This is a genomic window from Niveispirillum sp. FG148, assembly GCF_057809655.1.
The window spans coordinates 1-25474 of sequence record NZ_JBMDKJ010000019.1; the positions used below are offsets into that span (position 1 = coordinate 1).

Here is a 25474-nt window from a genome sequence, read left to right on the forward strand (position 1 = left end):
TTGCCCAGGTTATTCTGGGTCATGGCCCAGTCGAGGGGAACGCGGTCGCGTGTCCTTTCCAGCAGGGCCTTTTCAAAGGCCTGGACGGCCTGTTCCAATCGCGTTGTGCCGCTCTCGCGTTCTCCCAGCGTCGTGAGCACGTTGCCCAGGTTATTCTGGGTCATGGCCCAGTCGAGGGGAACGCGGTCGCGTGTCCATTCAAGCAGGGCCTTTTCATAGGCGTGGACGGCCTGTTCCAATCGCTCCGTGCCGCTCTCGCGTTCTCCCAGCGTCTTGAGCGCGTTGCCCAGGTTATTTTGGGTCCCGGCCCAGTTAAGGGGAGCGCGGTCGCGTGTCCTTTCCAGCAGGGCTTTTTCAAAGGCCTGGACGGCCTGTTCTAATCGCGCTGTGCCGCTCTCGTGTTCTCCCAGCGCCCGGAGCGCGGTGCCCAGGTTATTCTGGGTCATGGCCCAGTTGAGGGGAACGCGGTCGCGCGTCCATTCCAACAGGGCCTTTTCATAGGCCTGGACGGCCTGTTCCAATCGCGCTGTGCCGCTCTCGCGTTCTCCCAGCGTCTGGAGCGCGGTGCCCAGGTTATTCTGGGTCATGGCCCAGTTGAGGGGAACGCGCTCGCGTGTCCAATCCGTAAGGACGTGGTTGTAGACATCAATGGCGTCGAGCAGCGCGTTGCTGTCGCCGGTCTGCTCACCGATGGTCTGCTGTGCATGGGCCAGGGCGAAACGGACCGATGCCAGGCCTTCCGCCTGCCAGCCCGGCCGATGATCGGCATGGGCCAGAAGCGTTTGAACCTGTCGGATGAAGGGCTTCAGCTTGTCCGCTTGGTAATGGCCGGCCGCCGCTAACACTTCCGTCGATCGTGTTTCGACGATCAGGCGCAGGATATCCGCCAGATCGCTCCACAGGATGCCGGGAAGTTCGAAACCGGTGGCAGACGATTGGAATCCATATTGACGCCCCCCGGTCTGCGCGGTGTTGGCCGTGATCAGCAGATAGGGGACCGTCTGGCTGCCCTGGACCATGGTCCGGCCCCAGATCAGGATGGAGGCGCCGGATTTCGCCAAAATCTGCTTGGCCTGCTCATGCCCCTTGCTGTTCGCCTGGTGGGGGTCGGGGGCATCGTCCCCGATGGTCCGGTCCAGCCGCAAGGCCTGGACGCCCTCGAACTCCGCCAGCAGGGCCAGGATATTGTCATGGACCTGATTATCCTTGTCGCCCCTCAGATGGGCGACAAGGACGGAGAAACGCTGCGGATCGGCCTTCGGCACCGGTTCCTGACGGATTTTCTCCACGATTCCCGGCAGCACGGGCCAGCCGGCGATCTCCGCCGGCCATAGGTAACCATAGCCCGTCAGCAGGGTGGCCAGCACGATAGGAACCGTCAAGGCGGCGATCAGGCTGGCAGAAAGCAGCCCCACCCTGACGACCAGCCGGTTCCAGAGACGGACCACATGTCCGGTCCCCAGACCCAGCCAGAAATCCTTGTCCCACCATTTCGCTTGCTCGGCCACGTATCCCCCTCCCCATGGCTGTCGCCATGGGGAGAATAACATGACCGGAACACCATTCTAACGCTTGTCTGGCATATGAATTTGGTTGCGGCCGTTGGCTCAGTACCTGTCCGGAAATTTAATTACACTTAGTACTTGCCTTCACCCCCGTCATCCCGGCGCAGGCCGGGATCCAGAGCGCGCGTCGGCGCGCTGCATAACTCTTCTCGCCGCAGACGCGGCTTACGCTGGATCCCGGCCTGCGCCGGGATGACGGGGTGAGAGATCATAATGCGTTGGGAAAACTGAATAACGTCCTGGACGGGCTCTCAAAGCGCGAAGCCCAGTTCCTTGCTGATGGTGAAGATGTCCTTGTCGCCGCGGCCGGACAGGTTGACGACCAGCAGCGTCTCCTTGGGCAGGGTCGGGGCCAGTTTGGCGACGACGGCCAGGGCGTGGCTGGGTTCCAGGGCGGGCAGGATGCCTTCGGTCCTGGCCAGAAGCTGGAAGGCGTCCAGCGCCTCCGTGTCTGTCGCGCTGACATATTCAACGCGGCCCACCTCATGCAGCCAGGCATGTTCCGGGCCGATGCCGGGATAATCCAGGCCGGCGGAGATGGAATGGCCCTCGATGATCTGGCCATCCTCGTCCTGCAACAGATAGGTGCGGTTGCCATGCAGCACGCCGGGACGGCCGCCGGCCAGGCTGGCGGCGTGGCCGGTTTTGGTTTCCAGCCCGTGGCCGCCGGCCTCAACCGCCACCATGCGCACGGTGGGCTCATCCAGGAACGGGTGGAACAGGCCCATGGCGTTCGACCCGCCGCCGATGCAGGCGACCAGCAGGTCGGGCAGGCGGCCTTCCATTTCCAGCATCTGCTGGCGCGTCTCCTCGCCGATGATGTTCTGGAAATCGCGGACCATGGCCGGATAGGGGTGCGGGCCGGCGACGGTGCCGATGATGTAGAAGGTGTCTTCCACATTCGTCACCCAGTCGCGCAACGCGTCATTCATCGCGTCCTTCAGGGTGGCGGCACCGCTGGTCACGGGCTTCACCTCCGCCCCCAGCAGCTTCATGCGGAACACATTCGGCGCCTGACGGGCAATGTCGGTGGCGCCCATATAGATGGTGCAGGGCAGGCCCATCAGGGCGCAGACGGTGGCCGTGGCCACGCCATGCTGACCGGCGCCGGTCTCTGCGATGATGCGCTTCTTGCCCATGCGCTTGGCCAGCAGGATCTGGCCCATGCAATTGTTGATCTTGTGCGCGCCGGTATGGTTCAGCTCTTCGCGCTTCAAATAGATCTTGGCGCCGCCGAAATGCTGGGTCAGCCGCTCGGCGTAATAAAGCACGCTGGGCCGGCCGACATACTGCTTCAGATATCCGGCCAGTTCGGCATGGAAGGCCGGGTCGGCCTTGGCCTCCTCATAGGCCTTTTCCAGATCCAGGATCAGCGGCATCAGCGTTTCGGCCACGAAACGGCCCCCGAAAATGCCGAAATGCCCGTGTTCGTCGGGACCGCTGCGATAGGTGTTCAGGGGCTTGTTCATCGGTCTGACCAGTCTGTGGCACGGGAACGGAATTCAGGTGCGAGCGAAACTAGACCGCTGCGCCCCGATTTCCAAGCCCATGAGCCGTTAAGTCACGTCATGGCGCGGCGGCGATTTCGCAGGCAATGAAATTACGCGGACAGCAGCGGTCCCTTGGTGACCAGGATGTCGCGCCCGGCGATGGACAGCAGCGTGTCGCCCGGTCCGGCATAGCGGTTCTGGGCCCGCGACCAGACGATGCCGGCGGCGGTGGCGTGGCAGGGATGGCGCGCACCCGTTGCCGGGTCCAGGATGCTGGCGACCCGCTGTCCTGCCTCCACATTGTCGCCCAACGCCACCTCGTAAAGGGCGACGCCGCCAACTGGCGCGCGGACCCGATCGACCGCCGCCAGGGGGGTGGCCAGATCGGCGGTGCGGTTCACGGGCGGGGCCGCACCATCCAGCACGCCGCGCCAGGCCAGATGGTCCAGGATGGCATCGGCGTCACGACGTGCCAGCCCGTCATCCACATCGGCTTCACCGCGCAGTTCCACGGTCACGGCCGAACAGCCGACGGGAATGGGCGTGTCGGCGCTGCCATGGCGGGTGCGCAGGCTGTCCCAGGGGGTGGAACAGACTTCGTCGAACGGTTCCCCACCGGAACTGTCGGCCAGGAACACGGCCTGCGCCTCCAGCCGTGCGGCCAGATCATCCACCCCCAGCGGCCAGCAGGCCGGCGTGGTGTAGAGATGCATCACCGCCTCGCTGTCGCAATGCAGGTCCAGCACATGGTCGGCATCGACGGCGTGCGACAGCAGCAGCTTGCGCAGGGCGTCGGCCTCGTTGCGCGGCCTCAGGTCCTGGGCGGCCTCGGCCAGGGCCTGTTGGATGATGCGGCCATTGGTGGTGGCCTCAGGCCCCAGCGGGCCGGCGCGTCCCTCGGTCAGACTGTCGGAGACGGCATCGGCCAGATCGGCGAAGGCGCGGTTGAAATTGACCCCGGTCGACTGGTCGAACCGCCCGATATGATAACCCAGCAGCACCTGGTCCAGCCCGATGGGATTGGCCATGGGCACCAGCACGACATGTCCCGTGACGCGGCCCTGCGCGTCCAGTTCGGCCAACCGGTCACGCAGATGATCGGCCACAACCATGCCCGGCAGTTCGCCAGCATGCAGCCCGGCCTGGATATAGACCTTGGGTCGGGCGCCGGCCGTGCCGAACTGGTGGATGGTCAGCCGGCGGGCAGTACCGGGCCGGCCATGGGGCAGGGTGATGGTGTCGATCTGGTGCGTCATGCCGGGATTTGGCCTTGAACCCCGCCCCTTGTCCAGCGCCTTCACCGTGGCACAATGGTCGCAATGGCGGTGCAACCCGAAGGTGGATCGCGTGCAGCTTGTGTCAGGGGCCGACCGGCGGGTGGATTGGCGGGTTCTGGCCTTTTCCGCCGCGCTGCTGACCTATGGTCTGGTGGGGGCGCCGGCCCCGCCGGGCATCCGGCTGCAGGAACTGCTGGTGTTTGCCGGCATTGCCGCCCTGGCCGGCGTGGCGGTGCCCTGGCATTTCTTCGCCGGCCTGACGGTCGCCCGGGGCAATGTCGTCATGGCATCCGGATCGCTGATCATGACCTGGCTGCTATGGCAGGGAATGCTCCGGGGCCTTTGGAATGGCTGGGGCCTGACCGATATGGTCCGCGATATCGTGCCCATGCTGTTCCTGTGCCTGCCGCTGCTGCTGGCCCCGTCTCTGTCCCGCCTGTCCGATGACACGGCCGATCGGCTGGCCGACATGGCGGCGCTGGCCGGTGTCGCCTTCGCCTTGCGCTGGTGGCGCGATGCCGGCCTGGCCCTGTCCGCCATCGGCACCACCCCCCTGGGCGAAGGCCGGGATTACCTGCTGAACAGCGCCCTGGTGCCGTTCGCTTCCGTCTGGCTGGGCCTGCGGGCTGCGCATTGGCTGGCGGCCGGGGGTGGCTGGCGTGGGACGGTGCAGGCGGGACTGGCGGCGGGGGGAAGCCTTTGCTGCCTTCTGGCATTGGCGGCCACGGTACATCGGGCCGGTCTTGGCCTGTCGGTCCTGGCCCTCCTGGTTGGGCTGGCGCGGCTGGGGTCCCGGGCCGTGACCCGGCGCCCGGCGCTGGCCGTCAATGGCCTGCTTCTGCTGTTTGCGACCTTGCTGGTGGCGCGCATGCCGATGACGGGCATCATGGGCATGCTTGCGGACAAGACCGAATCGGTGGGCCTGAACAACCGGCTGGATGAGATGCTGGCCGTGCTGGACCAGGTCGGCCGCGATCCCGTCGCCTTCCTGATCGGTGATGGCTGGGGCGCGCTGGTGGCCAATCCGGCCGTGGGCTGGTGGCGCGTCTCCTACACCCACAGCGCGGCCAGCTATTTCCTGCTGAAGCTGGGGGCCGTGGGTCTGGCGCTGGTCATGGTCTATGGGGGAGTATTGGCGGGTCTGATCGCCCGGTCCGCGGGCCGGCAGCCGCAACTGCTGCTGGCGGTGGCCCCATCACTGACGCTCGCCCTCTGCCTGCATACAAGTTTCAAGTATCTCTGCTTCAGCCTTCTATTGTCTCTGGTCGTAGGGCGGTCGGCCCGCGGGCTTTACAAGCGGTAGAAGGTCATACACTCTCTTGTAATAGGAATATAAGAGAAGGCGGCGATCGTGCCGGACAGTCTTGGCGAACGCATGGACCTGCCGATGCCCCGCCTGGGAGAGCTTCTGCGGGCGCTGGCTGGACAATGGCGGCGGCTGGGACTGGCGGCGCTGGCCGGGGCGGGGCTGATGGCGCTGGCCCTGCATCTGGTGACACCCCAATTCACGGCCAGCATGGTGGTGGGCCCGCCGGGCCGATCCGGTCCGGCCGCCATGGGGCCGCGTGCCCCGGCACTGTCACCGGCCGCCGGCCGTGGCATCGCGGAGGAAGGCTCGGCGGAGGAACTGGTCTCCGATTTCTCCCGCTATCTGGCGCTGCTGACATCTGTTCCGGTGGCTGAACGGCTGGTTGCGGATCCCGAGATCATGCATCGCCTGTTCGAGGATAGCTGGGACGAGCGGGTGGGCGACTGGCGTCCCCCGATGGGGGCGGGCGCGCTTCTGACCCGGTCGCTGCGCTGGGTGGCCGGTCATCCCACCTGGGCGCCGCCGGATGCGGTGGATCTTTCGCGTCTGTTGAAGAAGCATCTGGCGATCGAATCGGTCAGCGGCGGTCCCATGCGGCGGCTGGTCTTCCGCCATGAAAGGCGGGATTTCGCCCTGCTGCTGCTGACCCGGCTGCATGGCGCCACGGAGGCACATCTGCGTGACGAGGCGCGGCGACGCCTGCTGGCGGAAATGGCCCATGTCGGGGATCGCATGGCGGGCATGGCCAACCTGGACCGGCAGCGGTCGCTGGCCAGCATGGTCAGCGAGCAGGAACAGACCCTGATGATGCTGGAAGTCGGTCTGCCCTATGCGGCCGATCCGCTGGAGCGGCCATCGGCACCGGCCCTGGCCGACTGGCCTAATCCGGTGCTGCTGGTGCCGGCGGGTGCACTGGCGGCCTTGGCGCTGGGGCTGTTCTACCTGTCGGCACGGTACAGTTGGCGCCGGGGGTGGTCATGAGAGGCGATATTCCCGTCACCGTCATTGTCATGACCCGGAATGAAGCGGCGAACATCGCCGATTGTCTGGACGGCCTTTACCCCTTCGCCCAGGTGCTGGTGGTGGACAGCCACAGCACCGATGGGACGGATGTGGTGGCCGCAGCGATGGGGGCCACGATCATTCCCTTCGCCTGGAACGGCCGCTATCCGAAGAAGAAGCAATGGTCGCTGTCGCATGCGTCTGTCCGCCATGACTGGGTGCTGTTCGTCGATGCGGATGAGCGCGTATCGGCGGCCCTGGCGACGGAGATCGGGGCGCGGGTGCGGTCCGGCAACGCAGAGGCGTGCGCCGCCTATTTCATTTCCAGCCGGCCCGTCTGGCTGGGCCGGCAATTGCGGTTCGGCACACCCTATCGCAAGGTCGCGCTGATGCACCGCAGCTGCGCCGCTTTTCCGCCCTGCGACGATCTGCAGGTCGCCCGGATGTGGGAGGTGGAGGGGCATTACCAGCCTGTCGTACAGGGGCCCGTCGGCCAGCTGCGCCATCCACTGATCCATGCCGATGCCAAGCCGCTATCGGCGTGGTTCGACCGCCATAACCGCTATTCAGACTGGGAGGCGGCCCTGGCCGTCGCCGGCCCGGCGCATGGTGGTGCCCTGCTGGCCGGGGAACGGGGCTGGCGCCGGCTGGCCAAGCGCATCGTCCGGGTGCTGCCTGGGCGGCCCTTGCTGGCCTTCCTTTACGACTATGTCTGGCGACTGGGCGTGCTGGACGGGAAGGCCGGTCTGCACCATGCCCTGGCGCGGGCCTTCTACTACTGGTCCATCGATTTGAAACGCCACTGGCTGGCCACGCAGGAGGTGGCCAGCCAGTCATCGACGTCAGGCGCTGAGGTGTCGCTGGCCGATCAGTCGGCCTTGCTTATGTCCGTCGTGTCGCCGGCCAGGGTCTTGACCAGTTCGAACGTCCGGCGGCGGATCGACTCGTCCGGAATGCGGTAATAGGCGCGAACCAGTTCCAGCGTCTCGCGCCGGGCCATGGATTCGAATTCCTGCGTTTCGCTCGGCTCTTCCGACAGCAGCGCCTCTTCATGCGCCGGCAGATCGTCGAAGAAGAAGGTCACCGGCACGCCCAGCACCTGGGAAAGGTTGAACAGGCGGCTGGCGCTGATGCGGTTGGCGCCGCGTTCATACTTCTGCAGCTGCTGGAACGTGATGCCGACGGCTTCGCCCAGGGTTTCCTGGCTCAGCCCCAGCAACGTGCGGCGCAGACGCAGACGCTGACCGACATGGATATCAATGGGATTGGGGCCTTCGCCGCGCTTGGACAGGGAATAAGCCTGCGCGAGCACGTTTTTCGGACTGGTCGTCTTTTCAAGCATGGTGAACTCCTTGGCGCCTGATGTTCCGATACATATAGGACCTGTGGTTGATCGCTCCAATACAGCTGGTTGCATAGGGGGGAGCGGGGAGGGGATAAACCGGTGGTCTATGCGGCTGTACGGACAACCTAAGCTTAGTGTCTGAATTTGCTGTGTAAATGTGATGTTAACAGAACGAATGCGCAAGCGATTCGAAAGTCGCACCTCTAAAATCGCCAAAGGGCATACCCCTTCGGAGATAGAGATCGCAGGGTTGCTGCGACAATTTGTAGCAGGCTGATGGTGGCGCGCGCCGCGCGGGACAGGCCCAGAAGCTGCTGGCGGATATGATCCTGCTCCCTCCGGCCCAGCGCCGCATGCTGGCGCGACAGGCCGCCGGGGGCGAAGACGGCGATCAGCCGGGGAAGCCTGGCAACATATTGCGCGCGTTGGAGAACCTGCAGGGTGACGGCATAATCGCCGGCAATGCGGTAGCCGCAATCCAGATGCAGGCCGGCCAGAAGCGTACGACGATAGAAGATGGCGCAGTGATGGGCCGGCATGCCGTAGAAGGCCCAGCGCCAGTGTCGGGCGCGCTTGCGCCGCCTGCGGCCGTCGCCCGGGTCTTCCGCCGTGTCGCCATAGAACAGGTCCAGCCGACCGGCCGCCAGCAGCGGGGCCAGGTCGCACAGCACATGGGCATCGGCCAGCGTGTCACCGGCATTGAGGAACAGCAGGTAGTCACCCCTTGCCCGGGCCATGGCCCGATCCATGCCGGCGAAGGGGCCGCCATCGGCCCGGCTGTCGAACCAATGGGGTTGCAGGCCGGTTTTCAGAAAGGCAGCAGCAATTTCCGGACCCGAACCGCCATCGGCCACCAGCCATTCAAAGTCCGTCCAAGCCTGGGCAGCGATACTGGTGCCGGTGGCGGCAAGTCCGGCCGCATCATCCTTGACGACGGTAATGATGGACAGAAGCGGCGGCCGGGTCATGCCATCAGTCCGAGATCGCGGCGATGGCGGCGGCAGAAAAGGCGATCTGGCTCAGGATCGTGGTGATGCTCTGTGTCAGGGGCAGCCATTCGAACGGCTCCGCGTCGCGCGGCACCACGATCATGGCACCCGGTGTGATGGCCGCCGCCTCGTGCCGGGTCCAGCTGCCATGCAGCGGTTCGGCCGCCCCGTTGGGATGGATGATGAAGATCCGGTCCTCGTCGGCGAAACGGGTGGGGCCGCCGGCTTCACGCAGATAATCCCGCGGCTCCTTCTGCGGATCGAACAGCAGGGAGACCGGCGACAGCACCTCACCCGACACGGTCACGGTCAGCGGCCGCTTGGGGATATGGATGCGGTCGCCCGGCATCAGCGGCATGTCCAGTTCCGGCCGTGCCGTCAGGGCGGCCGGGTCGGCCTCCACGCTGATGCGCCCCAGGGCCTGGACATGGCGCAGATCGTCCGCCATGCGGCGTACCAGATCCACACGGGCCGGGTCGGGTGGATTCTTGCCACCCAGCATCTGCGACAATTGCCGGTCCAGTTCGCGGGCGTCGCGGCGCAACCCCTCCTCCTCTGCCAGCCGGGCACTTTCGCGGGTGAAAATGGCGCCGGCGGGATAGGCATCAGGCGTCAGGCCACCAGCGCGGTTCAGCAGGCCGGACAGGGTCTCCCCAGGCGCCAGATCATAGGTGCCAGGCTCCATCACCTCTCCCACCAGCAGCACGGCGCGGCGCTCCTGCGGTCGCTGGCGCAGGCCGACGCGCAGGGCAGCACCGGGGGGAATGGCGGTGGCGCCCTCGCGGTCGGGCGGCAGCATCTGCGGCTGGTCCGCCATTTCCCCCTCCGCATCGGCTGCCGGATTGGGGGGCGGGGTCAGTTCCAGCCGCTGCGGATCGGCATCGGCGCGCAGACCACCGGCCACGCGCAGCAGCAGGTCCAGCGGCACGGGTCCCGCCACGGGATATTCACCAGGATGCGCGACGCCGCCCCGGACGGCCACCATCCGTTCCGACAGGATGCGGCGCATGTCAGGTTCCAGCGGATCGGGCAGTGTCGGGTCCAGGGGCGGGGTCGCTTCCGCCTGCCGGAACAGCGTGACCCGGTCGCCGTCCCGCAGCCGCAGATCGAAGCGGCCAGCCAGGACATCGGCAGGGGCGAACAGGCTGACACGGCGCGCCGGCCCGGCAGGGTCTGCCCGATCCAGAAGGGCCGCCAGGCCATAGGCATCCGGCAGGGGAGCGCCCGTGCCGGACAGAAGCGCCCGCAGACTGACGCCGTCACCGGCTCCCCGCAGGCCCGGCTGGCGCACGGCGCCGGACAGCAGCACCCCGTCGCCACCGGCATCCGCCACCTCGCCCGGTCCCACCATCTGCCGGCCCTGATGGGTACCCCCGGCGATGGCAGCAAGTGTGGACAGGGGCACCGGCCCGGCCACGGGATAGGGACCGGGCCGCAGCACGCCCCGGCGCAGGAACACCGACTGCCGCAGCAGGAAGGGCAGCAGATCCGGCTCCTCCAGGAACAGGGGCGGGCAGGGCGTGGGCGGGCCTTCCATGATGGCGGCGGTCAGGGCGGCGGGACCGGCGGCCAGGGCGCCCTCCGGGTCGGCCGAAAGGGCGGCGGCCAAGGCCCCCAGGCCAGGACAGGCGGCAAGGTCCGGTTCCGCCGGGCGCCTGCCAGCCAGCAGCGACAGCACACTGCGCCCGCGCAGGAAGGCCACGTCACTGGCCGATAGCAGGATCAGCTGATCGCCATCCCGCGCGGTTTCCGCCTCCCGCCCCGTCAGCAGGGCGGCAAGGTCAAGCGGCCGCAATTCGGGCGGCCCACCCGCCATTGTCCGGCGCAGCAGCACGGCCAGTGGCTTGTAGATATCGGATGGCAGCATGCGCAGGTCCACCAGATCGGCCAGCCGCATGCCGTCGCTCAATACCTTCTCCCCCGGTTCGGCCACGGCCCCGCGAAGGGTGACGCTGCCCGCGCGCCCGCCGCCATCGGGCGCATGCAGCAGCAGATCGCCGTCGCGCAGGCGCTGCGGATCATGGGCCGTGACGGGCTGGGCCCGTTCCACCCCCTCGGCCGTATAGCGCAGCAGGGTGGACCGGTCCTGACCGGGGCGCAGGGCACCGCCGGCCAGCGACAGCAGGTCGGCCGTATCGTCCGGACCGGTCAGGGCGCTGCTGTCGGGCGGCAGTTCATAGATGCCGGGCCGCTTCACCGAGCCCGCCACGGCCACGGTGGGACCAAGGGGGGGCACGATCAGCCGTGCGCCGTCGGGCAGCAGGGCCGTTGCTGCCCCTTCGCCCCGTGTCAGCAGGTCGTAAAGGTCGATCATGCCGGCCGTACCGCCTGGACCGGTCAGCCGGATGGCCCGCAGGCTGCCGTCGGGCAGCACGCCACCCGCCGCCAGCAGCGCGTCCAGCGCCGTGGCATAGGCTGGCAGTTCCTGCCGGCCGGGCCGTGCCACCTGGCCCAGCACCAGAACGCCGACCCGGCGGAGTGCGGAGACCGACAGAAAGGCCTGTGTCTGCAGATGGGTGGCGGCGACCGCGGCCTCGACATCGGCCTTCAGTTCGCCCAGTGGCCTTCCGGCGGCGGCGATGGGCCGCAGATCCTCGATCAGCAGCAGGCCGTCGGCGCCGATGCGGTAGCGTGTGTTGCGCGAAATCTGCCCGCGCAGGAGCACCGTCACCTCATCCCCCGGCCCCAGCCGATAGTCATCACCAACCGTGCCCAGAGCCGGTCCTTCCACAGGGGCGGGGCCGCTGAACAGGCCGCGGCCGAACAGGCGCAGTACCTGTCCCGCCCGGTTGCTGAACAGCGTTTCCAGTCTTCCTTCGGGCGCGCCGGCCGCCGCCGCGTGGCAAGGCGACGAAAAGGCCAGGAACAGGATCAGGCAGAGCAGACGGCGCAAGGCGTCGACCAATCCGGAAGATGTAAGGCATCCGGATTATACAAGCATTCAGCATGCGGGCGCGACTGCTTTGCGCCGTCTCCGCGTCAGGGGTGTCGGATTTTCCCGTCCAGCGTCAGGATCGGGGCATAGAGTGCCGGGCGACGGTCGCGGAACACGCCCCAACCGGCGCGGATGCGGGCAACCTCGTCCAGGTCGAAACTGTGGAGAAGCAGCGCCTCGCCTTCGCGCGCCGCTTCCTTCACCTTGGCGCCCTTAGGGTCGGTGATGAAGCTGGAGCCGTAAAAGGTGATGCTGCCCGTGTCGAACGTCTCCGTCCCGATGCGGTTGCTGGCGATCAGGGGGATCAGGTTGGCGCCGCTATGGCCTTGCATCACCCGCTGCCAATGATCGCGGCTGTCCAGGGTCGGGTCCTGCGGCTCCGATCCGATGGCTGTGGGGTAGAACAGCAGCTCTGCCCCCTGCAACGCCATGACGCGGGCGGCCTCCGGGAACCACTGGTCCCAGCAGATGGCGGTGCCGATTCGGGCGTAGCGCGTCTGATAGGTCTGGAAGCCCGTGTCGCCGGGATTGAAATAGTATTTTTCCTGGTATCCCGGCCCGTCGGGGATGTGGCTTTTGCGGTAAAGGCCCAGGATTTCGCCATCGGCATCGATGGTGACCAGGGAATTGTAATGCGCGTTGTTGGCCCTTTCGAAAAAGGACAGCGGCAGCACGACCGCCAGTTCCCGGGCCAGGGCCTGAAAATGCCGAATCAGGGGATTGTCATCAACCGGAGCCGCCAGGGCGAAATATTCCGCCTTCTGGTCCTGGCAGAAATAGGGTGTCTCGAACAATTCCTGGATCAGGATGATCTGGGCGCCCTGTGCATGGGCGTCGCGGATCATCTTCTCGGCCTTTGCGATATTGGCCTCGCGGTCCCAGCTGCACGCAAACTGCGTGGCGGCGACGGTCACCTTGCGCATGGATCTGTTCCCCGGCTGCTTTCGTCGCGAGCATACAAAAATGCTGGTCGTCAGGGGATGATTTTCCGGGGAAGGTTCAGGTCATACGGGTGCGGGTGCGCAGCACCAGAGCCAGGAAAAAGGGCGCGCCCAGCAGCGCCGTCACCACGCCCAGCTTCAATTCCTGCGTCGGGTTGCCCAGGCGGATGGCGGCGTCGGCAGCCAGCAGCAGGGCGGCCCCGCCCAGGGCCGACAGGGGCAGCAGGCGTGACGGCTGGGCGGCGGCCAGCGGGCGCAGCAGGTGCGGCACGATCAGGCCGATGAAGCCGATGGACCCTGCCACCGACACGGCGGCCCCCACGGCCAAAGCGGTGCCCAGGATGACCAGCGCTCCCGTGCGGGCCGGTGCGAAGCCCATGGACTTTGCCGTCTCCTCGCCCAGCGACAGGGCATCCAGCCCGCGGCCCGCCAGCAGCAGCAGGGCGGCCCCGACGGCCATGAAGGGGGCGGCTACGGCCACATGGTTCATCGACCGGTCAGCCAGCGAGCCCAGCATCCAGAACACGATCTCCGACAGGGCAAAGGCATTCTGGGAGCGCGACAGGGCCAGGGACGTCAAGGCGCTGGCCAGGCTGGAAATGGCTACGCCCGCCAGGATCAGGGTCAGCACCGACGCCTGCCGTCCCGCCAGCAGATAAAGCAGGGTGACGGCGACCAGAGCCCCGGCCATGCCGCCAGCAGGCAATGCCAACGGGTAGACAAGACTTAAGCCACTGTAAAAGGCGATGACGGCGCCCAGCCCGGCACTGGCCGACACGCCGATCAGGCCCGGTTCGGCCAGCGGGTTGCGCAACAGCCCCTGCAAAGCCGCCCCTGACAGGCCCAGCACGGCGCCGATGCCCAGACCCAGCAGGGCGCGGGGCAGGCGGATATCGGCAAAGATGATGGCGGCCGTGCTGTCGCCGCCCTGCCACCAGTCGCGGATCGCCATGGGAAGGGAGATGGCGCTGGGCCCGACGGCCAGCGAGGCGGCGAAGAACAAGGCCACGGCCAGGGCCAGCAGGAAAAGGGCGCGCAGCATGGCTCAGGGTTCCTTGATCGGCAGACGGTCGCGGGCGGCGGCCAGCTGGGTTACGGCATCGGCGGTAAAAGGGCCGCCACAGGTCCACAGTCGGCCCTGAACATGCGGGCGGCGGGTGGCCGGCACGGCGCGGGCCAGGGCCGGATGGGACAGCATCTGCCCGTTCAACGACGGGTGTCCCTTTTCGTCGGTATTGACGATCAGCAAGTCGGGCGGGTCCGCGGCCACCGTTTCCACCGACAGGTAGCCATAGCCCTGCATGCCTTTCTCCGACGCGTAGTTAGTCAGCCCCGCAGCCTGCATGACGGCATCGTTCAGGGTGCCGCTACCGGAGGTGAAGCCGCCAGGCGCCAGCGACAGCACGCGCGGCCGCTGGCTGTCGCCGTCCGGAATCCGGGCCGCGGCCAGCTTGGCATCCATCTCCGCCACCAGTTCCTCCCCCCTCCCGGTCCTGTCCAGGGCAGCGGCGACGGTGCGGATCTGGGCGCGGATGCCATCGAAATCACTGACCAGCCCGATCTCCAGCACGGGAATGCCGCGGGCGCGCAGAATGGCGATGGTGGGCCGCGTCGTGAAGGCGCCGGCCAGCACCAGATCCGGCTTCAGCGGCAGCACCTCTTCCGCCAGGCCTTTCAGGCGGGGGATATCGCCGGCCTGCTCCCACAGCGCCGACAGGCCGGGATCGTTGGCCAGATGGGTCAGCCCGGCGATATGGTCGCGCGGCAGCAGCATCAGGGCTAGCTGGTCGGCGCAGAGATTGAGGGAGACCACCCGTTGCGGCCCTGCTTTCGCCGCAATCGGCGCCAGCGCCGCCATGCTGGCGACACAGAGGGCGGCGATCACGGAAAGGCCGGTGGACCCCCGCCTTTCGCGGGGATTGGCGGCGGGCTGGCAGGGCACGATGCTATCCTTCTGACCCGGATGCCGCCACGAACTGGCGGGCGCGACTTTATAAGACCGACGCAACGGTACGGGCAAGGTTGGGGGGAGGTGGCGGATGCGGCAACCTCGAATCGGGATCACCGGCAGTGCCGGTACGGGCAAGACGACGCTGGCCATCGATCTGGCGCGTCGCCTGGATCTGCGGCTGCGTGGAGAGATCATGCGTGAGCGGCTGGAAGCCGGGTTCGATTTCCATGATCTGACGCGGGAGCAGCATCGCCGCCTGCTGGCCGGCGACACTGATGAACTGGCCCAGGAACTGGCGCGCAGCGATGCGGGGCTGGTAACCGACCGGACACCGCTGGACATGGCCGCCTTCTGGCTGGCCAACGGCTTTGGCGTCGATGATCCTGAGGCGACGGAGGCCCTGCTGGCCCGCGTCGTCTGCGCCATGGCCGATTACAGTCTGGTCGTGCTGCTGCCCTGGGGAGCAGTGCCGATTGCGGCCGATGGTGTGCGTTCCGCCAATCCCTGGATGCAACTGCATTTCCAGACGGTGCTGGAGGGGCTGTGCCGGCGCTATGTCGCGCCGAACCGCCTGCTGATGCTGGATATGGCACCCGCCGATCCGGCCGCCCGCATCGGCTTTGTCCAGGACAGGCTGTCGGCCGTCAGTTGAAATCGTCGTCATCGTCCGGGGCCGGCAGTGTGGCCCCGGTGGTGATGGCGTCGGTCATGTTGGTGTCGCGGATATTGGCTTCCAGCAGATTGGCGCCCGTCAGATCGGCCCCGCGCAGGTCGGAACCGGTCAGGTTGACGCCCCGCATCATGGCCCGGGTCAGGCTGGCCTGGACCAGGACGGCGTTCGACAGGTTGGCGGGCCATTTGCGGCCCGTGCCGCGACCGTTCGGCCCCTTGATCTCCACCGACCCGATCTTGGCCGAATCGAGCTTGGTCCCCGTCATGTTGGCGCCACGCAGATTGACCCCGTCCAGCGTCGCCCCCGTCATGTCGGCATAGTTGAGCGCCGAGCCCGACAGGTCGGCCATGACGAACAGCACGTCGCGCAGCTTGGCCCCCGACAGATTGACGCCCTTCAGGTTGGCCCCGCCCAGATTGGCCCCGGCCAGATCGATATGGCTGAGATCCTGACCCTCCAGGTCTGCGCGTTCCCCCTTGTCACCATTGCTGGTGATCCAGGCCTGGTGTTGGGCCAGGATGCGCTGGATGGTGGCGGAGAAGCTTTCGGCCGACCGGCTGAAATTGGCGCCCAGCATGTCGACGTTGGACAGGTCGACACCTTCCAGATTTGCGCCCTGCAGGTCGGCATTGCGCAGGTTGGCGCCGGCCAGCACGGCCCCCGCCATGTTGCAGTCGCGCAGCCTGGCCCCGGTCAGGTTGGCACCGTTGAGGTTGACCCCGCGCATGTCGCAGCCGGTGAAATTCGTGCTTTTCATCACCGACCGGGCCATGTTGCAGCCCGCCATCTGCGCGCCTGAGCAATCCGCCCCCACCAGGGAACATTCCGACAGGTCGGCCCCCGCCAGATTGGCGTTGGACAGGGTGGCGTCATCCATATCGGCGCCGCGCAGATCCGACGGCTCCATCTTCACATTGCCGGGGCTGCGCCGGTCCAGCAGCGCGCCACCGCGCAGGTCGGCACCGCGCAGGATGGCGCATTTCAACCGGGCCCCGCGCAGATGGGCCCCGCGCAGATCGGCATTGGTCAGATTGGCATTGACCAGGATCGCCCGCGTCATCTTGGCCGCGAACAGGTCGGATGCCGTCAGATTGGCACCGGTGAAGTCGCAATCGGCAAGGTTGGCACCGGACAATTTGCAGTTCTGCAGATTGGCGCCAGAGAAATTGTGCCCTTGCAGATCAGCCAGAGCCAGCATGGCGCGAGCGCCGCCGGTCAGCCGTTTCAGCCAGCGCTCATGCTTGTCGATGACGGCGAGCAACTCGTGCGGGGTCATGCGCCTCTGGCCCAATGAGATTGATGAACTTTTCTTGAACCTGCCACAGCCGGAGCCGTTTGTGTTAGATGGTTTCGTGATAATCGACGTCTCTAATGGCCGGAGCATTGTCCCGTGGACGAAAATGGCAGCGTGATTCCCACCCGGCACATCGTCAGCGCCTTCGACGAGCAGCTGGATATCCTGCATGATCAGGTGCGGGAGATGGGACGTTTGGCCGTCGACCAGATCAGTGACGCTGTTGCCGCGATCGCCGGGCGCGATACGGCGCTGGCCGAACGGGTGGTGGCGCGTGACGCCACCCTGGACGATCTGGAACATAAGGTGGAAGCGCAGACGGTGCGTCTGCTGGCGCTGCGCCATCCCAAGGCCAACGACCTGCGCATGGTCATCTCGGCCCTGCGCATCGCCAACAATCTGGAGCGAATCGGGGATTTTGCCGCCAATGTCGCCAAGCGCACCATGACGCTGCAGGCTCTCCCGGAGGTGGCGCTGGCCCGATCGATGCGGCCCATCGGTCAATCCGTGGCCGACATGCTGTCGACGGTCATGCGCGCCTATGATGAGGATGATGCGGTGGCGGCGCTGGCCGTGCGCGATCGGGACGAGGAGGTGGACCGCGCCTATACGGGCCTGTTCCGCGAACTTCTCACTTATATGATGGAGAGCCCGGCCCGCATCACGGCCTGTACCCATCTGCTGTTCGCGGCCAAGAACCTGGAACGCATCGGCGACCACGCCACCAACATCGCCGAAACCCTGTGTTTCCGCATCCAGGGCCATCCGCTGGATGCCGATCGCATCAAGGGTGACGAGACGTCGGCCGTCACTGTCATGCCCGACTGACCTTATGCGTTGTCGTTCTGCTTGAACCCGGCCGCGTCGCCCCGCACCCTGTTGCGAAAATGCGATCGGCAGCCGGAGAGCGGAGGCCATGGAGGAAATGTTCCGATTGGAGACCGTGGACCGCCGCGACATGTTGCGCGCGCCGGAACTGCGGGCTTTGCTGGACCATTGGCGGGAATGCATCCGACCGGGTGCTGACCTGCCGCTGGGCGCCGATATCGATCCGGTCCGGGCGGGTGTGGCCGACCATTTCTGGTGGCTGGACATGATTCCGGCCGAATCAGGTGGAAACCCTGATTTCATCGGCCGCCGCATCGGCGCCGTTACCTGTGCCAATTATGGTTTCGATCCCACCGGCCGCCGGATCAGCGAGTTCGCGCGGGTGCCCTCCTATGGCCGTATCCTGCGCATGCTGCGCGGTGTCGTGGAAGCGGCGCAGCCCCGGCGCTTCACAACCGATCTTTCTGTGATGTCGCATGGGCGGCTGTTCGATGTGGAGGCGCTGGGCTTGCCCGTCGCCGGGCCGGATGGCCGCGTCTGTGGTGCCCTGGGGGCCACGCTGGCCCGCTTCTCCTGATCTGGCACGGTCGTTGCTTATCTTTGGGCAAATCAATCTGCCCAACGGACACCGATCATGAACCGCGCCGCCCCCACCCCCGCCAAGGATCGCCTGTGCAAAGGTCTGTTGCCGCTGCTGGCCGCGGCGCTGTGTCTGGGGTTGGCGGGCTGTTCGGGGCGGCCGGTGGCCGTGTCCATTCCCATGAAGCCGCAGCCGGTGCTGCAATCGGCCGGGCAATGGCAGGTGGTGGCGGACGATGTGGCCTCGGCAATTTCCACCCACCTGGAGTTCCAGATGGGCAGGAAGGTGCCGGTGCAGCTCTACATGATGCGCAAGGAGGACACGCTGTTCGCCGACGCCTTCCTGTCGGCGGTAACGACGAAGCTGGTCCAGGCGGGGCACCTGGTATCGGTGGATGCGCGGCCCGATGTGACGTCGGTGGGCATCGATGTGCTGACGGTGAAAAGCAATGCGCCGAAGCTGCGTGCTGATCCGTTCCCCGGCCCGCTGACGGCCCTGGCGTCGGGCGTCATGGTGGCGTCGCGCCTGTCGGGCGGGGCGGCGGCCAAGTTCCCCTGGGGCATCAGCGCCGCCGTGGCCGCCGTGGGGCTGGAGGCTCTGAACTCCAAACCGCCGGAAACGGATACGGAGATGGTACTGACCGTCTCCATCGCGCGGGAGGGCTTCTACACCTTCCGCACCAGCGCCGTTTACTACGTCAACGGCGAGGATCTCTGGCAGTATAATGGCAATGCGGGTGCCGGCCTGGGGCGCCAGGTCAACCTGAACAGCGTGCCGCAGGGCACCGTCATGTATGATCTGGCGGGCAAGCCCTATGTGGTGAAATAAGGGGACGTGGTGAAGTAAGGGGACGGGTCACTCGACGTCCCGGCCGCCCTGGAACGGGCGGCCCCTGGTGCCGGCTGTCAGGATTGAACTGACGACCTACCGCTTACAAGGCGGTTGCTCTACCACTGAGCTAAGCCGGCGACCGGGTGCGTGGACCGGAGGGTTTCCCCTCCGGTGCCAAACGGGCCGCGACATTAGCGCCGTCGCGCGACCTCGTAAAGGGCCACGGCGGCGGCCGTGGACACATTCAGGCTGCCGACGGGCCCACCGGTGGGCAGACGCACGATCTCGTCACACCGCTCGCCCGTCAGACGGCGGATGCCGTCGCCTTCCGACCCCAATACCAGGGCTGAACGGCCCGACAGATCGACCTCATGCAGGTTGCGCGCGCCTGATTCGGCCAAAGCGACCGTCCAGAAGCTGGCGGCCTTCAACTGGTCCAGGGCACGGGCCAGATTGGTCACGCGTACCAGCGGCACGGCCTCAACCGCGCCTGACGCCGTCTTGGCCAGCGTGCCGGTCACGGGCGGCGCGTGGCGATCCTGCACGATGACGGCCTTGGCGCCAAAGGCGGCGGCAGAGCGCAGCACGGCGCCGACATTGTGCGGATCGGTCACCTGATCCAGGACGACGACCAAGGCCGTGGGATCATCGGCGGCGGCGTCGATGATATCCTCGATCTCCACCTCCGGCAGGGGCGCGCAGGACAAGGCCACGCCCTGGTGAACGGCACCCGGCGGAAGCAGCTTGTCGATCTCTTCCTTCTCCACCAGACGCGGCTCGGGCCGATCCAACTCGGCCGCTGAGGCCTTGTCGAAGGCGTCGTCGAGTGATTCGAGGCCGGCCTCGGTGACGAACAGGTCGCGAATCTTGCGGTTCGGGTTGATCCAGGCGGCCGATACGGCATGCACGCCGTACAGCAGATTGTGCTTGTTCAGGGCCGGGCCGGTGGTGGCGCGCAGGGGCGTGGTCTCCAGCCCCAGTTCCTCTGCCGCCGACAGGGGGCGACGGCGATCGGATGCGCCCCGCTCTTCGCCGCGGGCACTGTCGCGAGCGCCATCACGGTCGCGGCTGAAACGCGGGCCGGGACGACGATCGTCTTTCTGGAAGCCGCCGCTGCGCTCGCTGCGGAAGCCTTCGCTGCGTTCCGGCCTGTCGCCACGCGCGGACCGGGCCGGGCGGGCCTCCTCCTCGCGACGCGGGCCGCGGGCCGGGCGGGCATCGCCGGCGCGGTCGGGGCGGGCGTCATCACGCGGGCCCTTGGCAAAGCCTGGCTTGCCGCCGGGCTTTCCGGGACGGCCGGGACGTGCGGGCGCGTCGCCCGTACGATTGTTGGTGCGGCCACCGGCGCGTCCGGCGCCGGCACCGCTGGCGCCGCCTTTGCCGCGGCGATCGGAATTCTGGGAGGGGGGTCGGTTTCTCATAGGCGCACTTTCGTTGAAAGCCAGGATTTCCGCCAGTGTTCAGAAAGAATGAAGGTGTCTGTCAAAATAGCGTTGACAGAAGGCGATTAATCCTTATAACCCGCACTCCGTTCCGGCCGCTGGTCGAGAACGGCACCGCGGAAGGGTGGCCGAGTGGTTAAAGGCAGCAGACTGTAAATCTGCCCGCATAGCGTACGCTGGTTCGAATCCAGCCCCTTCCACCAGTTCAGGCGCGCCTCAGAATATGGGGCGCGCCGTTCTGCTTGTGGTGACGTTGTCGGCAGTGGGCGAAACGCACCGTGCGGGTGTAGCTCAATGGTAGAGCAGAAGCCTTCCAAGCTTACGACGAGGGTTCGATTCCCTTCACCCGCTCCAGACAAACAGTTTTCCACGACCCGGCGTCTTCTAGAGATCGCAGCAGGCAAGGGCACAGGATACCATGGCTAAGGCAAAGTTTGAGCGGACGAAGCCGCACTGCAACATCGGCACGATCGGTCACGTCGACCATGGCAAGACGTCTCTGACGGCGGCCATCACGAAGGTTCTGGCCGAGAAGGGCGGCGCCACGTTCACGGCTTACGACCAGATCGACAAGGCTCCGGAAGAGAAGGCCCGTGGCATCACGATCTCGACCGCTCACGTCGAGTACGAGACGGACAACCGTCACTATGCCCACGTTGACTGCCCGGGTCACGCTGACTACGTGAAGAACATGATCACGGGTGCGGCGCAGATGGACGGCGCGATCCTGGTGTGCTCGGCCGCCGACGGCCCGATGCCGCAGACGCGCGAGCACATCCTGCTGGCCCGTCAGGTCGGCGTGCCGGCCCTGGTGGTTTTCCTGAACAAGATGGATCTGGCTGATCCGGACCTGGTCGAGCTGGTTGAGCTGGAGCTGCGCGAGCTGCTGTCCAGCTACGGCTTCCCGGGCGACGACATTCCGATCGTGAAGGGCTCGGCCGTTGCCGCCCTGAACGACAGCAACCCGGCGATCGGCCGCGATGCGATCCTGGAGCTGATGGCCGAGGTTGATCGCTACATCCCGCAGCCGGAGCGTCCGATCGACAAGCCGTTCCTGATGCCGATCGAAGACGTGTTCTCGATCTCGGGCCGTGGCACGGTTGTGACGGGCCGCGTCGAGAAGGGCATCGTCAAGGTCGGTGAGGAAGTCGAGATCGTCGGCCTGAAGGCCACGGTGAAGACGACCGTCACGGGCGTTGAAATGTTCCGCAAGCTGCTGGACCAGGGTCAGGCCGGCGACAACATTGGCGCGCTGCTGCGCGGCACGAAGCGTGAAGACGTCGAGCGTGGTCAGGTTCTGGCCAAGCCCGGCTCGATCACCCCGCACACGGACTTCGAAGCCGAGACCTACATCCTGACGAAGGAAGAGGGTGGCCGTCATACGCCGTTCTTCGCCAACTACCGCCCGCAGTTCTACTTCCGCACGACGGACGTGACCGGCTCGGTGACCCTGCCGGAAGGCACGGAAATGGTGATGCCCGGCGACAATATCCGCATCGGCGTGAAGCTGATCGCCCCGATCGCCATGGACGAAGGCCTGCGCTTCGCCATCCGCGAGGGCGGCCGCACCGTCGGCGCCGGCGTCGTGTCGAAGATCGTCAAGTAAGTCAGTAAGGCCAGCGTTGTGAGGCTTGCCTTGCGCCGCTGACGGTCGGTGACCACCGGCCCGGCACCCCGAGGTGCCGCAAGCCCAAGCCGCCGGATGGCTGCGTCCGGCGCCTGAGGGACAGAGTGTAAGGATAGGGTCGCTGGTGACAGCGGCCCTTTTCCTTTTTTTTAGGAAGGACTTGGCCCGTGAAGGTCCGGCCTTTCCGGAATGCGGCGCGCGCAATGATCCCCTGCAACGCGTATCGATGATCGGTGCAAACTGGTTGTTGCGTTGCGGGCGCAACTGCGCTATCAACCCGCACTCCCCGGGACCGCTCGGGGCGACGGCGATGTTTTGTCGGCGGCGCTGAAAGCGGAACCCGTGGTGTAGGAGTGTAGCTCAATTGGTAGAGCACCGGTCTCCAAAACCGGGGGTTGGGGGTTCGAGCCCCTCCACTCCTGCCATCCCCTGAAAAGGGTGGCCCCCTGCCGAAGTCCGGTCCCAGCCGGTGCCAGTGCCAGGGTGACAAAGTTGGTATTCAGTTTTCAGGAATGATGGCCAGCGCCGCCATGGCAAAAACCAATCCCGCAGAATTCTTGCGCGAGGTCCGCCGTGAGGTCGCCAAGGTGACTTGGCCGACGCGGAAGGAGACGACCGTGTCCACCGCGATGGTGTTCATCATGGTGATCATGGCTTCGCTCTTCTTCTTGACGGTGGACCAGATCCTGCGATTTGGCATCCGCCTGATCCTTGGTATGGGGAGCTGACCATGGCGATGCGTTGGTACGTCGTCCACGTCTATTCCGGCTTCGAAAAGAAGGTCGCCCAGGCGATCCGTGAGAAGGCCGCGCAAAAAGGCCTGGAAGAAAAGTTTGGCGATATCCTGGTTCCGACCGAGGAGGTCGTCGAGGTTCGTCGCGGCACCAAGATCAATTCCGAGCGCAAGTTCTTCCCCGGCTATGTGCTGGTGAAGATGGAGCTTGAGGATGAGACCTGGCATCTGGTCAAGAATGCGCCGAAGGTGACCGGTTTCCTGGGCGGCGGCGGCAAGCCGCAGGCCATTTCGGAGACCGAGGCGCTGCGCATCATGAACCAGGTGCAGGAAGGTGTGGAGCGGCCCAAGCCTTCCATCACCTTCGAGGTGGGCGAGAATGTCCGGGTCACGGACGGTCCCTTCACCTCCTTCACCGGTCTGGTCGAGGAAGTGGACGAGGACAAGTCCCGCCTCAAGGTCGCGGTGTCGATTTTCGGCCGCGCCACCCCGGTGGAACTGGAATATACCCAGGTCGAGAAGATCTGACCCGTTTCCGGCCGCTGATCCGTCAGTGGCCGGCACCCGTGTGGGAGGTTCGCCCGAAAGTCCAAGGGTGGCCGCACCACGCAATCCCGTGACGCTTCGGCCCGGCCGTCGCGTCAGCTCATGAGGATCATCATGGCGAAGAAAATCGTCGGTTACATCAAGTTGCAGGTCCCGGCCGGCAAGGCCAACCCGAGCCCGCCGATCGGTCCGGCTCTGGGTCAGCGCGGCCTGAACATCATGGAATTCGTCAAGCAGTTCAATGCACGGACGGCGCAGCTGGAACAGGGCATGCCCATTCCGGTCGTGATCACCGCCTTTGGTGACCGCACGTTCACCTTCGTGACCAAGACCCCGCCGGTGACCTACTTCCTGAAGAAGGCCTCGGGCATCACCAAGGGTTCGCCCACGGTCGGCAAATCCGCCACTGTCGGCAAGGTGACCACCGCTCAGGTGCGCGCCATTGCCGAGCAGAAGATGGTCGATCTGAACGCGAACGACGTTGAAGCTGCGATGAGCATGATCATCGGCTCCGCCCGTTCCATGGGTCTTGAAGTGGTGGAGGGCTGATCATGGCCATTGGTAAGCGTCTGAAGAAGGCCAACGCCAACGTTGACCGTGCCAAGTTCTATGTGCTGGACGAAGCCGTCAGCACCGTGAAGGGCAACGCCACCGCCAAGTTCGACGAGACCGTCGAAATTGCGATGAACCTGGGCATCGATCCGCGTCACGCTGACCAGCAGGTCCGTGGCATGGTCGTGCTGCCGAACGGCACGGGCAAGACCGTCCGCGTCGCCGTGTTCGCCCGCGCTGCCAAGGCCGAGGAAGCCAAGGCCGCCGGTGCCGATCTGGTCGGCGCTGATGATCTGGCCGAGCAGATTCTGGCCGGCAACATGGATTTCGACCGCTGCATCGCCACCCCGGACATGATGGGCGTGGTCGGCAAGCTGGGTAAGGTCCTGGGCCCCCGCGGCCTGATGCCGAACCCGAAGCTGGGCACCGTGACCCCGAACGTCGCCGAGGCCGTCAAGGCCGCCAAGGGCGGTTCGGTCGAGTTCCGCGCCGAGAAGACCGGTATCATCCATGCCGGCGTCGGCAAGGCCAGCTTCACGGCTGAAGCCCTGGAAGAGAACGTCAAGGCTTTCGTGTCGGCCATCAACCGCGCCAAGCCGGCCGGGGCCAAGGGCACCTATATCGAGAAGGTCTCGCTGTCCTCCTCGATGGGCCCGGGCCTGAAGCTGGATGTGCAGGCGCTGGTCGCCGCGCTGAACGCCTAAGTTCTGACGAGAGTTTCCCGTTCCGGTCTCGGCCGGAACGGGATCGGGCCTTCTTTAGGGAAGGCCCACCCTGTCCGAGACCGCCGTGCGCCGATGGGGCCCGCCCCTGACGCTTAATAGTCCAGCCGGCGCAGACAGGAGCAAAAGCATTGATACGCCAGGACGGCTTTCACCGGCCTGGACATGATGGCTTGAAGCTTCTGGGACAGGTAACCCCGTCTGGGCTGGTTCGTCTGAACCGGCCTGGATGTGTTGTAACCGGGCGGAACAGCCTTCTGGCTGTCCTGTCCCAAATGGAGGCGAACCGTGGATCGTTCACAGAAGGAAGCTACGATCGCGGCCCTTAATCTTGAGCTGCAGTCGGCAGCCCTCGTCGTCGTGACCAAGCAGTCCGGCATGACGGTGGCTGAAGTAACCGACCTGCGCCGCAAGATGCGGGCTGCGGGTGCTAGCTACAAAGTGACCAAGAACTCGCTCGCCGTCATCGCCCTCAAGGGCACGCAGTTCGAGAAGACCGAAGGCCTGTTCAAGGGCCCGACCGCGATGGCCTGGTCCAAGGACCCGGTTGCAGCGGCCAAGGTCGCTATCGACTACGCCAAGACCAACGATAAGTTCAAGATCGTTGGTGGCTCCATCGGTGCCGTCACGCTGGACCCCGCGGGCGTTGATGCCCTGTCCAAGCTGCCGTCGCTGACGGAACTGCGTGCTGGCCTGCTCGGCATGATCCAGACCCCGGCGACCCGTATCGCTGGTGTTCTGCAGGCACCGGGTGGCCAAGTGGCCCGCGTTCTCGCGGCCTACGCCAAGAAGGACGAGGCGGCCTGAGCCGCATCTCAACGAAACATTTATCTAGTTCCCTT

24 protein-coding genes and 4 tRNA genes are annotated in these 25474 nt (G+C 66.0%); 16 read left to right on the forward strand and 12 right to left on the reverse strand.

Annotation, left to right across the window (positions count from 1 at the left end; all coding sequences use genetic code 11):
- The 3 genes from ACODTW_RS18380 to ACODTW_RS18390 form a co-directional block, all read right to left on the reverse strand.
- Window positions 1-1508: tetratricopeptide repeat protein (locus ACODTW_RS18380; protein WP_488947515.1), on the reverse strand; the 1508-nt coding region annotated here is incomplete at its 3' end.
- 308 nt (window positions 1509-1816) lie between these two features.
- A complete protein-coding gene (gene trpB / locus ACODTW_RS18385) occupies window positions 1817-3034 on the reverse strand; it encodes a tryptophan synthase subunit beta (protein WP_488947516.1) in 1218 nt (405 codons plus the stop codon).
- Window positions 3035-3165: 131 nt separating this feature from the next.
- The gene (locus ACODTW_RS18390; RefSeq protein WP_488947517.1) at window positions 3166-4311 is read right to left on the reverse strand and encodes a succinylglutamate desuccinylase/aspartoacylase family protein; all 1146 of its coding nucleotides are present in this window, start codon (window positions 4309-4311) and stop codon (window positions 3166-3168) included.
- Between ACODTW_RS18390 and ACODTW_RS18395 the strand changes: the two genes are divergently transcribed.
- From ACODTW_RS18395 to ACODTW_RS18405, 3 genes are read left to right on the forward strand one after another with little or no spacing between them, the layout of a single operon-like run.
- Window positions 4289-5635 (forward strand): hypothetical protein, encoded by a 1347-nt coding sequence (locus tag ACODTW_RS18395; protein ID WP_488947518.1) that lies wholly within the window; start codon window positions 4289-4291, stop codon window positions 5633-5635. The genes ACODTW_RS18390 and ACODTW_RS18395 overlap by 23 nt on opposite strands.
- A gap of 48 nt (window positions 5636-5683) precedes the next feature.
- Window positions 5684-6622: a hypothetical protein gene (locus ACODTW_RS18400; RefSeq protein ID WP_488947519.1), complete on the forward strand. Its 939-nt coding sequence runs from the start codon at window positions 5684-5686 to the stop codon at window positions 6620-6622.
- On the forward strand, window positions 6619-7605 hold the full coding sequence (locus tag ACODTW_RS18405; protein WP_488947520.1) for a glycosyltransferase family 2 protein: 987 nt from the start codon (window positions 6619-6621) through the stop codon (window positions 7603-7605). Before ACODTW_RS18400 ends, ACODTW_RS18405 begins: the two co-directional genes overlap by 4 nt.
- Here the strand turns inward: ACODTW_RS18405 and ACODTW_RS18410 are convergent.
- From ACODTW_RS18410 to ACODTW_RS18435, 6 genes are all read right to left on the reverse strand, one after another.
- Complete coding sequence (locus ACODTW_RS18410) at window positions 7512-7985, reverse strand: helix-turn-helix domain-containing protein (RefSeq protein WP_488947521.1); 474 nt, start codon at window positions 7983-7985, stop codon at window positions 7512-7514. The two genes, ACODTW_RS18405 and ACODTW_RS18410, sit on opposite strands and share 94 nt — an antisense overlap.
- Window positions 7986-8191: 206 nt before the next feature.
- Window positions 8192-8956 carry a glycosyltransferase gene (locus ACODTW_RS18415; RefSeq protein ID WP_488947522.1) on the reverse strand — a complete coding sequence of 255 codons (765 nt, stop codon included), beginning with the start codon at window positions 8954-8956 and terminating at the stop codon, window positions 8192-8194.
- Between the two features lie 4 nt (window positions 8957-8960).
- Window positions 8961-11870: an SLBB domain-containing protein gene (locus tag ACODTW_RS18420; protein ID WP_488947523.1), complete on the reverse strand. Its 2910-nt coding sequence runs from the start codon at window positions 11868-11870 to the stop codon at window positions 8961-8963.
- Window positions 11871-11956: 86 nt separating this feature from the next.
- Window positions 11957-12835, reverse strand: a complete 879-nt coding sequence (gene aguB, locus ACODTW_RS18425) for an N-carbamoylputrescine amidase (protein WP_488947524.1) — start codon at window positions 12833-12835, stop codon at window positions 11957-11959.
- 76 nt (window positions 12836-12911) lie between these two features.
- Complete coding sequence (locus tag ACODTW_RS18430; RefSeq protein WP_488947525.1) at window positions 12912-13895, reverse strand: FecCD family ABC transporter permease; 984 nt, start codon at window positions 13893-13895, stop codon at window positions 12912-12914.
- Window positions 13896-13898: 3 nt separating this feature from the next.
- The gene (locus ACODTW_RS18435; RefSeq protein WP_488947526.1) at window positions 13899-14795 is read right to left on the reverse strand and encodes an ABC transporter substrate-binding protein; all 897 of its coding nucleotides are present in this window, start codon (window positions 14793-14795) and stop codon (window positions 13899-13901) included.
- Between the two features lie 97 nt (window positions 14796-14892).
- Here ACODTW_RS18435 and ACODTW_RS18440 point away from each other — a divergent pair, with 97 nt between their 5' ends.
- Entirely contained in the window at window positions 14893-15456 is a 564-nt protein-coding gene (locus ACODTW_RS18440; protein ID WP_488947527.1) for an AAA family ATPase, read from the forward strand.
- On the opposite strand, the gene ACODTW_RS18445 is transcribed toward ACODTW_RS18440, so the two are convergent.
- Window positions 15449-16753 (reverse strand): pentapeptide repeat-containing protein, encoded by a 1305-nt coding sequence (locus ACODTW_RS18445; RefSeq protein ID WP_488947528.1) that lies wholly within the window; start codon window positions 16751-16753, stop codon window positions 15449-15451. The two genes, ACODTW_RS18440 and ACODTW_RS18445, sit on opposite strands and share 8 nt — an antisense overlap.
- 114 nt (window positions 16754-16867) lie before the next feature.
- Here ACODTW_RS18445 and phoU point away from each other — a divergent pair, with 114 nt between their 5' ends.
- From phoU to ACODTW_RS18460, 3 genes are all read left to right on the forward strand, one after another.
- Entirely contained in the window at window positions 16868-17599 is a 732-nt protein-coding gene (gene phoU, locus ACODTW_RS18450; protein WP_488947529.1) for a phosphate signaling complex protein PhoU, read from the forward strand.
- 97 nt (window positions 17600-17696) lie between these two features.
- Window positions 17697-18176, forward strand: a complete 480-nt coding sequence (locus ACODTW_RS18455; protein WP_488947530.1) for a PAS domain-containing protein — start codon at window positions 17697-17699, stop codon at window positions 18174-18176.
- Window positions 18177-18233: 57 nt separating this feature from the next.
- On the forward strand, window positions 18234-19007 hold the full coding sequence (locus tag ACODTW_RS18460; protein ID WP_488947531.1) for a hypothetical protein: 774 nt from the start codon (window positions 18234-18236) through the stop codon (window positions 19005-19007).
- 65 nt (window positions 19008-19072) lie between these two features.
- Here the strand turns inward: ACODTW_RS18460 and ACODTW_RS18465 are convergent.
- Both ACODTW_RS18465 and rlmB read right to left on the reverse strand, forming a co-directional pair.
- Window positions 19073-19147: transfer RNA gene (locus tag ACODTW_RS18465), tRNA-Thr, on the reverse strand.
- 54 nt (window positions 19148-19201) lie between these two features.
- On the reverse strand, window positions 19202-20431 hold the full coding sequence (gene rlmB / locus ACODTW_RS18470) for a 23S rRNA (guanosine(2251)-2'-O)-methyltransferase RlmB (protein ID WP_488947532.1): 1230 nt from the start codon (window positions 20429-20431) through the stop codon (window positions 19202-19204).
- 139 nt (window positions 20432-20570) lie between these two features.
- Here rlmB and ACODTW_RS18475 point away from each other — a divergent pair.
- The 9 genes from ACODTW_RS18475 (at window position 20571) to rplJ (ending at window position 25439) form a co-directional block, all read left to right on the forward strand.
- Window positions 20571-20655 (forward strand) — tRNA-Tyr (locus ACODTW_RS18475).
- A gap of 77 nt (window positions 20656-20732) precedes the next feature.
- Window positions 20733-20806 (forward strand) — tRNA-Gly (locus ACODTW_RS18480).
- 64 nt (window positions 20807-20870) lie between these two features.
- Window positions 20871-22058, forward strand: a complete 1188-nt coding sequence (tuf, locus tag ACODTW_RS18485; RefSeq protein ID WP_488947534.1) for an elongation factor Tu — start codon at window positions 20871-20873, stop codon at window positions 22056-22058.
- Between the two features lie 370 nt (window positions 22059-22428).
- A tRNA-Trp gene (locus ACODTW_RS18490) sits at window positions 22429-22504 on the forward strand.
- A gap of 105 nt (window positions 22505-22609) precedes the next feature.
- Entirely contained in the window at window positions 22610-22807 is a 198-nt protein-coding gene (secE, locus tag ACODTW_RS18495; protein WP_488947613.1) for a preprotein translocase subunit SecE, read from the forward strand.
- Window positions 22808-22809: 2 nt separating this feature from the next.
- Complete coding sequence (gene nusG, locus ACODTW_RS18500) at window positions 22810-23340, forward strand: transcription termination/antitermination protein NusG (protein ID WP_488947536.1); 531 nt, start codon at window positions 22810-22812, stop codon at window positions 23338-23340.
- 132 nt (window positions 23341-23472) lie between these two features.
- The gene (gene rplK / locus ACODTW_RS18505; protein ID WP_488947537.1) at window positions 23473-23907 is read left to right on the forward strand and encodes a 50S ribosomal protein L11; all 435 of its coding nucleotides are present in this window, start codon (window positions 23473-23475) and stop codon (window positions 23905-23907) included.
- Window positions 23907-24614 carry a 50S ribosomal protein L1 gene (rplA, locus tag ACODTW_RS18510; protein WP_488947614.1) on the forward strand — a complete coding sequence of 236 codons (708 nt, stop codon included), beginning with the start codon at window positions 23907-23909 and terminating at the stop codon, window positions 24612-24614. Before rplK ends, rplA begins: the two co-directional genes overlap by 1 nt.
- A gap of 306 nt (window positions 24615-24920) precedes the next feature.
- Window positions 24921-25439: a 50S ribosomal protein L10 gene (gene rplJ / locus ACODTW_RS18515; RefSeq protein WP_488947538.1), complete on the forward strand. Its 519-nt coding sequence runs from the start codon at window positions 24921-24923 to the stop codon at window positions 25437-25439.
- The last annotated feature ends 35 nt before the right edge of the window (window positions 25440-25474 follow it).